At 40.0% G+C, this 15194-nt stretch carries 7 protein-coding genes and 2 rRNA genes; all 9 read left to right on the plus strand.

What is annotated here, in order from left to right; genetic code table 11:
- The 9 genes from dnaA to ACQCPR_RS00045 all read left to right on the plus strand — a co-directional run bounded on the left by dnaA (window position 1) and on the right by ACQCPR_RS00045 (window position 15172).
- Window positions 1–1344, plus strand: a complete 1344-nt coding sequence (gene dnaA / locus ACQCPR_RS00005) for a chromosomal replication initiator protein DnaA (RefSeq protein WP_090567294.1) — start codon at window positions 1–3, stop codon at window positions 1342–1344.
- Window positions 1345–1518: 174 nt separating this feature from the next.
- Complete coding sequence (dnaN, locus tag ACQCPR_RS00010) at window positions 1519–2655, plus strand: DNA polymerase III subunit beta (protein ID WP_090567291.1); 1137 nt, start codon at window positions 1519–1521, stop codon at window positions 2653–2655.
- Between the two features lie 381 nt (window positions 2656–3036).
- On the plus strand, window positions 3037–3264 hold the full coding sequence (yaaA, locus tag ACQCPR_RS00015; RefSeq protein ID WP_427138969.1) for a S4 domain-containing protein YaaA: 228 nt from the start codon (window positions 3037–3039) through the stop codon (window positions 3262–3264).
- Window position 3265: 1 nt separating this feature from the next.
- Complete coding sequence (gene recF / locus ACQCPR_RS00020) at window positions 3266–4381, plus strand: DNA replication/repair protein RecF (protein WP_427138970.1); 1116 nt, start codon at window positions 3266–3268, stop codon at window positions 4379–4381.
- A gap of 92 nt (window positions 4382–4473) precedes the next feature.
- Window positions 4474–6396 (plus strand): DNA topoisomerase (ATP-hydrolyzing) subunit B, encoded by a 1923-nt coding sequence (gene gyrB / locus ACQCPR_RS00025; RefSeq protein ID WP_241598651.1) that lies wholly within the window; start codon window positions 4474–4476, stop codon window positions 6394–6396.
- 28 nt (window positions 6397–6424) lie between these two features.
- Window positions 6425–8950 (plus strand): DNA gyrase subunit A, encoded by a 2526-nt coding sequence (gyrA, locus tag ACQCPR_RS00030; protein ID WP_427137879.1) that lies wholly within the window; start codon window positions 6425–6427, stop codon window positions 8948–8950.
- A gap of 133 nt (window positions 8951–9083) precedes the next feature.
- Window positions 9084–10190, plus strand: coding sequence for an HD-GYP domain-containing protein (locus ACQCPR_RS00035; protein WP_427137880.1), 1107 nt, complete (start codon window positions 9084–9086; stop codon window positions 10188–10190).
- Between the two features lie 264 nt (window positions 10191–10454).
- Window positions 10455–12009 (plus strand): 16S ribosomal RNA (locus tag ACQCPR_RS00040).
- A 234-nt stretch (window positions 12010–12243) separates the two neighbouring features.
- A 23S ribosomal RNA gene (locus ACQCPR_RS00045) occupies window positions 12244–15172 on the plus strand.
- Together the 16S and 23S rRNA genes form the textbook arrangement of a ribosomal RNA operon.
- Window positions 15173–15194 lie beyond the last annotated feature (22 nt).

A 15194-nucleotide genomic window follows, 5' to 3' on the forward strand; every position in this document is an offset into this window, starting at 1 on the left:
TTGGAACATTTAGAAGAACTTTGGGCTAAAGTTCTCTCTGAAGTAGAAAAGAAAACATCTAAACCGAGTTTTGAAACTTGGCTGAAGTCGACCAAACTACTTTCATATCAAGGAGAAACTGTAACGATAGCTGCACCCAATTCCTTTGCTAGGGATTGGTTAGAAAATCATTATGTCCATTTAATAGCTGGTATATTAACTGAGTTAACTGGTAATGAATTACTTATATCATTTGTCGTACCAAAAAATCAGGATATGGATGATTTCGACATTCCTAAACCAAAAATCCCTCCAAATAACGGAGATCAACCAGATTTTTCACCAGGAATGCTAAATTCTAAAAATACATTCGATACATTTGTCATTGGATCTGGTAACCGTTTCGCTCATGCAGCATCTTTAGCTGTAGCCGAAGCCCCTGCTAAAGCGTACAACCCACTTTTCATATACGGAGGAGTTGGACTAGGAAAAACCCACTTAATGCATGCGATTGGTCATTATGTTCAAGAACACAATCCAAATGCAAAAGTGGTTTATTTATCTTCTGAAAAGTTTACAAATGAATTTATAAACTCCATTCGAGATAATAAAGCAGTCAATTTCCGTAATAAATATAGAAATGTAGATGTTCTACTAATAGATGATATTCAGTTCCTTGCAGGAAAAGAATCAACTCAAGAAGAATTTTTCCATACTTTTAATGCCCTGCATGAAGAATCCAAGCAAATTGTCATTTCAAGTGATCGTCCACCAAAGGAAATTCCTACTTTAGAAGATCGTTTACGCTCTCGCTTTGAATGGGGATTAATAACAGATATTGCACCACCAGATTTAGAAACTCGTATTGCTATTTTACGCAAAAAAGCTCGTGCTGATGGATTAGATATATCAGATGATGTAATGGCATATATAGCAAATCAAATAGATTCCAATATACGTGAACTAGAAGGTGCTCTCATTCGAGTAGTAGCCTATTCTTCTCTTATAAATAAGGATATTAATATCGATTTAGCAGCGGAAGCGCTTAAAGACATCCTGCCAAATGCTCGTCCAAGAATTATTACTATTTTAGATATCCAAAAAGTTGTCGGAGAGCATTTTCGCATTAGATTGGAAGACTTTATTGCTAAAAAGCGCACAAAGTCAATTGCATTTCCAAGACAAGTTGCAATGTATCTTTCAAGGGAGTTAACTGATTTTTCATTGCCTAAAATAGGGGAAGAATTTGGGGGACGTGATCATACAACAGTTATACATGCACACGAAAAAATCTCCAAAATGTTAAAAGATGATACAAATCTTCAAGATGATTTAAAACAAATTAAATCTATTCTTGGAAGATAAAAAAGAGTTTGTGGATAAACGCATAGTTTACTAGTTTACTTAAACACAACTTATGCACATGTGGACAAGTAACGCAGAGTAAGTAAAACAAGGCTTATCAACATATCCACAAGCCCTAGTACTATATCTATTATTCTTTTAAATAAATAATAATTATATAAGTGAGGTATAAGAATGAAATTCGAAGTAATGAGAGATAGTTTATTAGAGGGATTAAGTGATGTTATAAAAGCGGTAAGTTCCAAAACAACAGTTCCAATCCTCACTGGATTGAAACTAGAAGTAACTAATAAAGGACTTTATATTACTGGTAGTGATTCAGATATTACAATTCAAACTTTTATACCTGTTGAAAAAAATGGAGAACAAGTTATCAGTATCACAGAACCAGGCTCTATCGTTTTACAAGCAAGAGTATTCAATGAAATTGTACGTAAGTTACCAACAAATGATGTAGAAATAGAAGTAACAAACCAATTTCAAACTCATATTAGATCAGGAAAATCTGAATTTAATCTAATCGGATTGGATGCCTCTGAATATCCATTATTACCTGAAATTGAAGAAGAAAGACAATTCTTTATACCATCTGATTTGCTTAAATCTATTATTAAAGAAACTGTATTTGCGGTATCTACTTCTGAAAGCCGTCCTGTTTTAACAGGTGTCAATTGGCAGGTCAAGGAAGGGGAACTTCACTGTGTAGCTACTGATAGTCATCGATTAGCTAAAAGAAAGACAGGTATTAAAGATTTGCCAAATGAGGAATACAGTATAGTAATTCCTGGGAAAAGTTTAAATGAATTAAATAAAATTTTAGAGGAAACATCATCGGAAGTAGCAATTGTGATGACTCAACAACAAATTCTATTTAAAACCGGTGATGTCCTATTTTATTCTCGATTACTAGAGGGGAATTATCCCGATACTTCCAGATTAATCCCAAGTGAGAGTAAAACAACTATATTGGTAAACAGTAAATCTTTATTGCAAGCAATTGATAGAGCTTCTTTACTTGCACGTGAAGAACGTAATAACGTAGTTCGCTTTTCCACTTTAGGAAATGGACTTATAGAAGTATCTTCTAACTCTCCCGAAATAGGTAATGTAGAAGAACAGATTCAGGCAGAAGAAATAGATGGCGAAGAGTTAAAAATTTCATTTAGTGCAAAATATATGATGGACGCTTTAAAAGCTATTGATGGGCAAGATGTAAAGATTTTATTCACAGGGGCTATGAGACCTTTTATATTAAAATCTGTGCATGACGATTCAATACTACAGCTGATTTTGCCAGTAAGAACTTATTAATATTTCAAAAGATGGTCACGTTGTGACTATCTTTTTTTTGTTGTTGTTGATTTCTTTTTCGTGCGATTACAAAGAACAAGGACTAAAACTGTCACCATATCGTGTGGACTTATTCCCCTGGAGTAACCCATTCCATAGGGAGTAATACTTCACTTGGTGATTTTTCAAACCAATCCTGTTTTTATTAGGAATAAAAACAACTAATTTTTACTTCGTATGTGTCATTTTTTTGTTCCATTCACCCGAATCAGCCAAAAATTGTAGTATATAGCCACAGGAAGCTTTTCTAGACATAACTAGCCACTTCTACTTTTCTTTGCTTATTTCGTAATTTAAGGTAAAATAAAGGGATAATGATTAGGAGAAGAGGTTGAGTTATTGTTGGAAGAAATTCGATTTGACTCAGAATTTATCACACTTGGGCAATTGTTAAAAATGACAGATGCGATTAGCTCCGGTGGAATGGCCAAATGGTTTTTAAGTGAGCATGAGGTATATGTTAACGGAGAAGTGGATCAAAGACGAGGTCGTAAATTACGTCAAGGTGATATAGTGAACATACCAGGAGTAGGAAGATTTCAATTGGTTGGACCTGAGAACGGGGATTGATATGTATATTGAACGATTAGAGTTAAAAGATTTCCGTAATTACGATTCAATTGAAATGAACTTTTCCTCTAAGATTAATGTGTTGATAGGTGAAAATGCACAAGGTAAAACAAATTTAATGGAATCTCTCTATGTATTATCCATGGCAAAGTCTCATAGAACTTCTAACGATAAAGAATTGATACGTTGGGAAGCAGACTATGGTAAAATAAAAGGGGATATACAAAAGAAGTACGGGCATTTACCATTGGAATTAATTCTTTCAAAAAAAGGAAAAAAAGCCAAGGTAAACCATCTGGAACAAACGCGATTAAGTGATTATATCGGTCAGCTTAATGTAGTGATGTTTGCACCTGAAGATTTATATTTAGTTAAAGGAAGTCCACAAGTGAGAAGACGATTTCTCGATATGGAAATCGGTCAAATTTCCCCTATCTATTTACATGATTTACTTCATTTCCAAAAAATAATGAAGCAGCGGAATCATATTTTAAAACAACATCAAGGTAAGTCTATGTTAAATGATGTGATGTTCGATGTTTATACAGAACAATATATAGATGCAGCCGTAAAAGTAATTCAAAAGAGATTTCATTTTATGCAATTGTTACAACAATGGGCGGAACCAATTCACTATGGGATTTCTAGAGGCTTAGAAAAATTGAGAATTTCCTATAATTCTTCAACTGGAATTCAACCAGAGTGGACAGCAAATGAAATGAAAAATCACCTAGAAAAAAAAATAACAGATAGTCAGAGTAGGGAACTCTATCGTGGAGTATCCTTAATCGGTCCTCATCGTGATGATTTACAATTTTTCGTAAATGATTACGATGTACAAACTTATGGATCTCAAGGACAGCAACGTACAACAGCATTGTCTTTGAAACTCGCAGAAATTGAATTAATAAAACAGGAGGTTGGTGAATCTCCTGTTTTATTACTGGATGACGTTTTATCCGAACTAGATGACTATAGACAATCTCACTTGTTGAATACCATTCAAGGAGATGTCCAAACGTTTGTTACGACTACAAGTGTTGAAGGAATTGCACATGACACTATCCAACAGGCAGAATTGTTTCATGTGGAACAAGGGGCAATAGTAGACCAATAAAAGTATGTAACTAACGCAAATGTTCAAACAAAGAAAATTTTAATTGAACCACCATAATTGAAGGAATGAAAGAGTGGGTGAGCAAGTTGGCAATGGAAGAAAAAGACATAAATCAATCTTATGATGCTGATCAGATACAAGTATTAGAAGGGTTAGAAGCTGTCCGAAAGCGTCCAGGAATGTATATTGGTACGACAAGTTCAAAAGGGCTTCACCATCTTGTTTGGGAAATCGTTGATAACAGTATTGATGAAGCACTAGCAGGACACTGTGATCATATTATTGTTACAATTGAAAAAGATAATTGGATTCGAGTAGAAGACAACGGTCGTGGTATACCAGTTGATACACAAGAAAAAATGGGTAAGCCAGCAGTAGAGGTAATCATGACTGTTCTACATGCAGGTGGTAAATTCGGAGGCGGAGGATATAAAGTATCCGGAGGACTACATGGTGTAGGTGCTTCAGTAGTAAACGCCCTATCCGAATATACAGAAGTATATGTTAAACGTGATGAAAAAATTCATCAAATTAAATTTGAACGCGGGGCAGTATCTTCTCCTTTAGAAGTTATTGGAGAAACGGATGTTACTGGAACAACTACTAGATTTAAAGCAGATGCTGAGATATTTACGGAAACTACTGTCTACGAGTACGAGATTCTTGAACATCGTGTACGTGAACTCGCTTATTTAAACCGTGGATTATCTATAACGATTGCAGATGAAAGAGAAGGAAAAGAAAAAACGGTTAAATATTACTACGAGGGTGGTATTAAGTCATACGTAGAAGATTTAAACGAATCCAAAGAGCCTATAACAGAAGAAGCAATATTTGTTGAAGGTGAAAAGGATGGAATTTCAATAGAAATTGCCATGCAATATAATTCTGGTTACTCTTCAAATATTTTATCTTTTGCTAATAATATTAGTACGTACGAAGGTGGAACTCATGAATCTGGTTTTAAAACAGCATTAACGCGTATCATCAACGACTATGCAAGAAAAAATGGTCTGTTAAAAGAGGCAGATACTAATTTATCCGGTGATGATGTACGGGAAGGTTTAACTGCAATTGTTTCCATAAAGCATCCAGATCCTCAATTTGAAGGACAAACAAAAACAAAATTAGGTAACTCCGAAGTTAGTCCTATTACCAATAGTCTGTTTGCAGAAGGTTTTGATCGATTTTTATTAGAAAATCCTCAAGTTTCTAGAAAGATAGTGGAGAAAGGTTTGATGGCTGCGAGAGCTCGCGTAGCTGCTAAAAAAGCACGAGAATTTACACGTCGTAAATCAGCATTAGAGGTTTCAAGTCTACCTGGTAAATTAGCAGATTGCTCTTCTCGTGTTCCAGCAGAAAGTGAACTTTATATCGTAGAGGGTGATTCTGCAGGAGGTTCTGCTAAATCAGGTCGTGATCGTCATTTTCAAGCAATCCTTCCTTTACGTGGTAAAATTTTGAACGTAGAAAAAGCCCGTTTGGATCGAATTTTAGGAAATGCAGAGATTCGTGCTATGATCACAGCACTTGGAACAGGTATTGGTGAAGAGTTTACTTTAGAAAAAGCACGTTACCATAAAATTATTATTATGACAGATGCTGATGTTGATGGAGCTCATATCCGAACATTGTTACTTACATTCTTCTTCCGCTTTATGAGACCTTTAATTGAAGCAGGTTATGTATATGCTGCTCAGCCACCTTTGTATCAAGTAAAACAAGGGAAGCATATCGAATATTGTTATAATGATGAACAGTTAAAAGAAATTTTAGATCGATTACCGAAAACTTCAAAACCTAATATTCAACGTTATAAAGGTTTAGGAGAAATGGATGCGGATCAACTTTGGGATACGACAATGGATCCAGAAGTACGTACATTACTACAAGTTAACTTAGATAATGCGATGGAAGCAGATAAAATCTTTGAACAATTAATGGGTGAAGAAGTAGAACCAAGACGCCTATTTATCGAAGAAAATGCTGTATACGTGAAAAATTTAGATATATAAGAAAGTGTGTGACTGGAGGTCTTTTAGGATGTCAGAAATACCGAATAAAGGCGTAAAGGGTATAAATATTAGTACAGAGATGAAAACTTCATTTCTAGACTATGCGATGAGTGTTATTGTATCCCGTGCCTTACCAGACGTTCGTGATGGGTTAAAGCCCGTGCATCGTCGGATTTTATATGGTATGCAGGAGTTGGGGAATACGCCAGATAAACCTCATAAAAAATCAGCTCGTATTGTAGGAGACGTAATGGGGAAATATCATCCACATGGTGACTCTTCGATTTATGAAGCAATGGTGCGTATGGCGCAAGACTTTAGTTACCGTTATATGCTAGTAGACGGACATGGAAACTTTGGTTCTATCGATGGTGACGGAGCAGCTGCTATGCGTTATACGGAATCACGTATGTCTAAAATTGCTTTAGAATTATTGCGAGATATAAATAAAAATACGATCGACTACAAAGACAACTATGATGGCCAAGAAAAAGAACCAGTTGTACTACCTAGTAGATATCCTAACTTACTTGTCAACGGTGCTTCTGGAATTGCTGTTGGTATGGCTACGAATATTCCATCACATAATCTAGGAGAAGTAATTGACGGAGTATTAGCATTAGCTGAGAACCCTGCAATTACGATTGAAGAATTGATGGCTATTATACCGGGACCTGATTTTCCAACGGGTGGTATTATTTTAGGACGCAGTGGTATCCGTCGTGCCTATGAAACAGGTAGGGGCTCAATACTAATTCGTGCAAAAGTAGAGATTGAAGTAAAATCAAGTGGTAAAGAAGTTATTCTTGTTAAAGAATTACCATATCAAGTAAATAAAGCTCGATTAATAGAAAAGATTGCTGAATTAGTACGCGATAAAAAAATCGATGGAATTACCCATTTAGCGGATGAATCTGATCGTAATGGAATGCGAATTGTTATTGAAGTACGGAAAGATACAAATTCTCACGTATTATTAAATAATTTATATAAACAAACGGCATTACAATCAAGCTTTGGGGTTAATATGCTTGCATTAGTAGACAACCAACCAAAGGTTTTAAACATCAAAGAAATGATCTATTATTACTTAGAACATCAAAAAGTAGTAATACGTCGTCGTACACAGTTTGAACTAAACAAAGCTGAAGATCGTGCACATATTCTAGAGGGACTACGTATTGCTTTAGATCATATCGATGAAATCATCAAATTAATCCGTGCCTCCCAAACAGGTGAAGAAGCAAAAAATGGTTTGATGGAAACATTCAATCTATCTGAAAGACAAGCACAGGCTATCTTAGATATGCGTTTACAACGATTAACTGGTTTAGAGCGCGATAAAATCGAAGAAGAGTACAATAACTTACTAAAACTAATTGAAGAATTAAAATTCATTTTGGCAAATGAGTATCGCGTAATTGAAATAATTAAAGAAGAAATTTCTGAGATTAAAGATCGTTATGCGGATAAACGTCGAACTGAAATTGTTGCTGGAGGAGCAGAAGTTTTAGAGGATGAAGATTTGATTCCAATAGAAAACTCTGTACTTACTTTAACAAACAAAGGCTATATTAAACGATTACCTGCTAATACGTATAAGAGTCAAAAAAGAGGTGGTCGTGGAGTTCAAGGTATGGGTACAAATGAAGATGATTTTGTCGAACATCTATTGTACACATCAACTCATGATACAATTCTCTTCTTTACAAACAAAGGTAAAGTTTACCGAGCACGAGGATTCGAAATCCCTGAATACGGTCGTACAGCAAAAGGCTTACCAATTATAAATCTATTGGGTATAGAAAAAGATGAGCATATTACTGCAATGATTCCAATGGCATCGTTTGAAGAAGAAAACTATTTTATCTTTACAACGAAGCATGGGGTAACTAAACGTTCTCCTGTAACTGGATTTGCACATATTCGTGCAAACGGATTAATTGCTATTTCATTGCGCGAAGAAGATGAACTTATTGCGGTTCGTTTAACTGACGGTAACAAACAAATTATCATTGGCACACGTCAAGGTAAATTGGTTCGATTCGAAGAAATCGACATACGTTCCATGGGTAGAACGGCTGGAGGAGTAAGAGGTATTCGTTTAAAAGATGATGACTATGTAGTTGGCATGGAAATTATTGAACCTGAACAAGAAATTCTAGTTGTTACAGAAAACGGATACGGTAAACGAACACCCGAGTCGGAATATCGTCTGCAAAGTCGTGGCGGTATGGGCGTGAAAACTTGTCAAATTACAGACAAAAACGGTCCTCTATCAGCTGTTAAGGCAGTTAATGGCACAGAAGACTTGATGCTTATAACGATTAATGGAATGCTTATCCGTATGGATGTAAAAGATATTTCTAGAACAGGTCGTAGTACACAAGGCGTCCGTTTAATGAGGCTAGCAGAGGATGAACTAATTTCTACTGTAGCTAAAGTTGAAAAAGAAGAAGACGACGATGAGGAAAGTGTAGAAATTGTAGCTAATCTAGATGAAGATTCTGCAATCGAAACAGATTCATCGCCAACTGAAGATCCAAACGAATAAAAATAGTAAACACCCTTTAACGATTTATTCTGTTTAAGGGTGTTTTATACGTACTTAATTAGATATTTTCCATATACTTTCAACATGAGAATTTAGTATAATTAAAGAAATGTTTGGAAAAGGGGAATATTAAGTGAACCAAACTCTCATTAATTTAGAAGAATTGAAATTAGGTGCAATAATAGCAGAAGATATATTAGTTAATACTAATTCACCTATTATTCATAAAGAGGCAAAGGTAACGAGGGAACTTATTCAAGTTTTACGTGCTTTTAATATAACTAAAGTACCTATTATATTAGAAAATATTTTTAATAGATCAGAAGAAGAGATAAAAAAGTTAAATGAAAATAAAACAGAATCTCCTCAAACAGAAGAAAAATCACTAGTGACTACGAGTTTTGATCAACTGTATAAAGAGGCTGTAGATAGCTTCTATAAAGAATTTATTAGCTGGGAAGCAGGCATAAAAGTAGATGTCGCAAAACTACGGAATATTATTATGCCATTAGTAGAAAAGGCAATGGAAGAAAAACAAGTATTTTCTCTGTTGAATATGTATTCTAAGATGGATAAATATATTGCACATCATTCTATAGCAGTTGGAATTATTTCAGGGGCAATAGCTAAGAAGTTAAACTATCCTTCTGGTCAAATAACGCAAATGGCTACAGCTGGTTTAATGTCTGATATTGGTATGGCAAAAGTGGATCCAAAAATACGGGATAAAAAGTCTACTCTGACGGAATTAGACTTTTCAGAGGTAAAAAAACATACAATTTATAGTTTTCAAATGATTAAAGACAGTCCCTTACTAAAACCTGAAATGAAATTAGCGATATTTCAACATCATGAACGTTTAGATGGAAGTGGTTATCCAAAAAGTGATAAATTGAATGATGTTTCTGTTTACTCTCAAATAATAGCAGTAGCCGATGTTTACCACGCGATGACATCAGAACGTATTTACCGTGCGAAAAGTTCTTCTTTTAAAGTCTTAGAAATGATTAGAGAAGAAGAGTTTGGAAAGTATAATATAGAAGTAGTAAATAAATTAATAGAGTTAGTAGGGTCTTTACCCATTTCAACTCGCGTTCTTCTATCAACTGGAGAAAAAGGAGAAGTAGTTTTCTTACATAGGGATTCTCCAATGCGTCCAATGATTCGGTTAACTGAAAGTGGACAAATAATAGATTTAGCTGCGAAAAGATCAGTTTATATAGAAAGTGTTATCAGGTAAACTAATCAAAACTCTTTCTTCTTTTATTAGTAGGGGAAAGAGTTTAATATTATTTTGCGATAAAGTGTTGACATATTCCTAAGAACTTGATATTATATAGAAGTCGTCAAAATGACATTACAACACCATGAACCTTGAAAACTGAACATGCAAAACGTTAAGACATACAGCTTATCAACTAACATTGTTAGTCTGATAGCAAAACAATTTTGACATCATTTAATGATGATGCCAGCAAAACAAAATGAGCTTTTTAAGTTCTCTATTATGGAGAGTTTGATCCTGGCTCAGGACGAACGCTGGCGGCATGCCTAATACATGCAAGTCGAGCGAATGACGAAGAAGCTTGCTTCTTCTGATTTAGCGGCGGACGGGTGAGTAACACGTGGGCAACCTGCCCTGTAGATTGGGATAACTCCGGGAAACCGGGGCTAATACCGAATAATCCATTTCCTCACATGGGGAGATGTTAAAAGACGGCATCTCGCTGTCACTACAGGATGGGCCCGCGGCGCATTAGCTAGTTGGTGAGGTAACGGCTCACCAAGGCGACGATGCGTAGCCGACCTGAGAGGGTGATCGGCCACACTGGGACTGAGACACGGCCCAGACTCCTACGGGAGGCAGCAGTAGGGAATCTTCCACAATGGACGAAAGTCTGATGGAGCAATGCCGCGTGAGTGAAGAAGGTTTTCGGATCGTAAAACTCTGTTGTGAGGGAAGAACAAGTACGAGAGTAACTGCTCGTACCTTGACGGTACCTCATTAGAAAGCCACGGCTAACTACGTGCCAGCAGCCGCGGTAATACGTAGGTGGCAAGCGTTGTCCGGAATTATTGGGCGTAAAGCGCGCGCAGGCGGTCCTTTAAGTCTGATGTGAAATCCCACGGCTCAACCGTGGAAGGTCATTGGAAACTGGGGGACTTGAGTACAGAAGAGGAAAGCGGAATTCCAAGTGTAGCGGTGAAATGCGTAGAGATTTGGAGGAACACCAGTGGCGAAGGCGGCTTTCTGGTCTGTAACTGACGCTGAGGCGCGAAAGCGTGGGGAGCAAACAGGATTAGATACCCTGGTAGTCCACGCCGTAAACGATGAGTGCTAAGTGTTAGGGGGTTTCCGCCCCTTAGTGCTGCAGCTAACGCATTAAGCACTCCGCCTGGGGAGTACGGTCGCAAGACTGAAACTCAAAGGAATTGACGGGGGCCCGCACAAGCGGTGGAGCATGTGGTTTAATTCGAAGCAACGCGAAGAACCTTACCAGGTCTTGACATCCCGCTGACCGGCCTAGAGATAGGCTTTTCCCTTCGGGGACAGCGGTGACAGGTGGTGCATGGTTGTCGTCAGCTCGTGTCGTGAGATGTTGGGTTAAGTCCCGCAACGAGCGCAACCCTTGATCTTAGTTGCCAGCATTCAGTTGGGCACTCTAAGGTGACTGCCGGTGATAAACCGGAGGAAGGTGGGGATGACGTCAAATCATCATGCCCCTTATGACCTGGGCTACACACGTGCTACAATGGACGGTACAGAGGGTCGCAACCCCGCGAGGGTGAGCAAATCCCATAAAACCGTTCTCAGTTCGGATTGTAGGCTGCAACTCGCCTACATGAAGCCGGAATCGCTAGTAATCGTGGATCAGCATGCCACGGTGAATACGTTCCCGGGCCTTGTACACACCGCCCGTCACACCACGAGAGTTTGTAACACCCGAAGTCGGTGGGGTAACCCTTACGGGAGCCAGCCGCCGAAGGTGGGACAGATGATTGGGGTGAAGTCGTAACAAGGTAGCCGTATCGGAAGGTGCGGCTGGATCACCTCCTTTCTAAGGATAATATCGGAATACGAATCTTTATTCGTATCTTAACGTTTTGCAGTTCAGTTTTGAATGTTCATTTTTATATGAAGATTCAACTCTTGCTCCTGCGATTACTCGTCGCAAAGTGAGCAAACCTTTGTTCTTTGAAAACTGGATAAAACGACATTGAAACAATAAACAACAAGAAATTCTGTTGTGATTATTTACGTAATCACAACGTGTAAGACTTTTTAACTTTTAGGTTAAGTTAATAAGGGCGCACGGTGAATGCCTTGGCACTAGGAGTCGACGAAGGACGGCACTAACACCGATATGCTTCGGGGAGCTGTAAGTGAGCTTTGATCCGGAGATTTCCGAATGGGGAAACCCACTGTTCGTAATGGAGCAGTACATTTGCGTGAATACATAGCGCATCTGAGACACACCCAGGGAACTGAAACATCTAAGTACCTGGAGGAAGAGAAAGAAAAATCGATTCCCTGAGTAGCGGCGAGCGAAACGGGAATAGCCCAAACCAAGAGGCTTGCCTCTTGGGGTTGTAGGACACTCTACATAGAGTTACAAAGGAATGAGTTAGACGAAGCGATCTGGAAAGGTCCGCAGGATAGGGTAAAAGCCCCGTAGTCCAAAATTCATTCTCTCTTGAGTGTATCCTGAGTACGGCGGAACACGTGAAATTCCGTCGGAATCCGGGAGGACCATCTCCCAAGGCTAAATACTACCTAGTGACCGATAGTGAACCAGTACCGTGAGGGAAAGGTGAAAAGCACCCCGGAAGGGGAGTGAAATAGATCCTGAAACCGTGTGCCTACAAGTAGTTAGAGCCCGTTAATGGGTGATAGCGTGCCTTTTGTAGAATGAACCGGCGAGTTACGATTACATGCAAGGTTAAGTTGAGAAGACGGAGCCGCAGCGAAAGCGAGTCTGAATAGGGCGAATGAGTATGTGGTCGTAGACCCGAAACCAGGTGATCTACCCATGTCCAGGATGAAGGTAAGGTAACACTTACTGGAGGTCCGAACCCACGCACGTTGAAAAGTGCGGGGATGAGGTGTGGGTAGCGGAGAAATTCCAATCGAACCTGGAGATAGCTGGTTCTCTCCGAAATAGCTTTAGGGCTAGCCTCAAACGTTAGAATCTTGGAGGTAGAGCACTGTTTGGACTAGGGGCCCATCCCGGGTTACCGAATTCAGACAAACTCCGAATGCCAATGATTTATGTTTGGGAGTCAGACTGCGAGTGATAAGATCCGTAGTCAAGAGGGAAACAGCCCAGACCACCAGCTAAGGTCCCAAAGTATTTGTTAAGTGGAAAAGGATGTGGCGTTGCTTAGACAACCAGGATGTTGGCTTAGAAGCAGCCATCATTTAAAGAGTGCGTAATAGCTCACTGGTCGAGTGACGCTGCGCCGAAAATGTATCGGGGCTAAACAAATCACCGAAGCTGTGGATTGATACCTTTGGTATCAGTGGTAGGAGAGCGTTCTAAGGGCGTTGAAGTCAGACCGGAAGGACTGGTGGAGCGCTTAGAAGTGAGAATGCCGGTATGAGTAGCGAAAGACGGGTGAGAATCCCGTCCACCGTATGACTAAGGTTTCCTGAGGAAGGCTCGTCCGCTCAGGGTTAGTCGGGACCTAAGCCGAGGCCGATAGGCGTAGGCGATGGATAACAGGTTGATATTCCTGTACCACCAAACCACCGTTTGAGTAATGGGGGGACGCAGAAGGATAGGGTAAGCATGCTGTTGGTTATGCATGTCCAAGCAGTAAGGAGTGAATGTAGGCAAATCCGCATTCTGTAACATTGAGCTGTGATGGCGAGGACGTATGTCCGGAGTTCCTGATTTCACACTGCCAAGAAAAGCCTCTAGCGAGGTGATAGGTGCCCGTACCGCAAACCGACACAGGTAGTCGAGGAGAGAATCCTAAGGTGAGCGAGAGAACTCTCGTTAAGGAACTCGGCAAAATGACCCCGTAACTTCGGGAGAAGGGGTGCTCTTTTGGGTGCATAGCCTAGAAGAGCCGCAGTGAATAGGCCCAGGCGACTGTTTAGCAAAAACACAGGTCTCTGCAAAACCGTAAGGTGAAGTATAGGGGCTGACGCCTGCCCGGTGCTGGAAGGTTAAGAGGAGTGCTTAGCGCAAGCGAAGGTGCGAATTGAAGCCCCAGTAAACGGCGGCCGTAACTATAACGGTCCTAAGGTAGCGAAATTCCTTGTCGGGTAAGTTCCGACCCGCACGAAAGGCGTAACGATCTGGGCACTGTCTCAACGAGAGACTCGGTGAAATTATAGTACCTGTGAAGATGCAGGTTACCCGCGACAGGACGGAAAGACCCCGTGGAGCTTTACTATAGCTTGATATTGAATTTTGGTGCAACTTGTACAGGATAGGCAGGAGCCTTAGAGCCCGGAGCGCCAGCTTCGGAGGAGGCGTCGGTGGGATACTGCCCTGGTTGTATTGAAATTCTAACCCATACCCGTAACCCGGGTAGGAGACAGTGTCAGGCGGGTAGTTTGACTGGGGCGGTCGCCTCCTAAAGTGTAACGGAGGCGCCCAAAGGTTCCCTCAGAATGGTTGGAAATCATTCGAAGAGTGTAAAGGCAGAAGGGAGCTTGACTGCGAGACCTACAAGTCGAGCAGGGTCGAAAGACGGGCTTAGTGATCCGGTGGTTCCGCATGGAAGGGCCATCGCTCAACGGATAAAAGCTACCCCGGGGATAACAGGCTTATCTCCCCCAAGAGTCCACATCGACGGGGAGGTTTGGCACCTCGATGTCGGCTCATCGCATCCTGGGGCTGTAGTCGGTCCCAAGGGTTGGGCTGTTCGCCCATTAAAGCGGTACGCGAGCTGGGTTCAGAACGTCGTGAGACAGTTCGGTCCCTATCCGTCGTGGGCGTAGGAAATTTGAGAGGAGCTGTCCTTAGTACGAGAGGACCGGGATGGACACACCGCTGGTGTACCAGTTGTTCTGCCAAGAGCATCGCTGGGTAGCTATGTGTGGACGGGATAAGTGCTGAAAGCATCTAAGCACGAAGCCCCCCTCAAGATGAGATTTCCCATTACGCAAGTAAGTAAGATCCCTCAAAGACGATGAGGTAGATAGGTTCGGGGTGGAAGCGTGGCGACACGTGCAGCTGACGAATACTAATCGATCGAGGACTTAACCAAATTTGTTTAACGTAACAATGTC

Source organism: Psychrobacillus psychrodurans, assembly GCF_050209195.1.
GTDB lineage: Bacteria > Bacillota > Bacilli > Bacillales_A > Planococcaceae > Psychrobacillus > Psychrobacillus psychrodurans.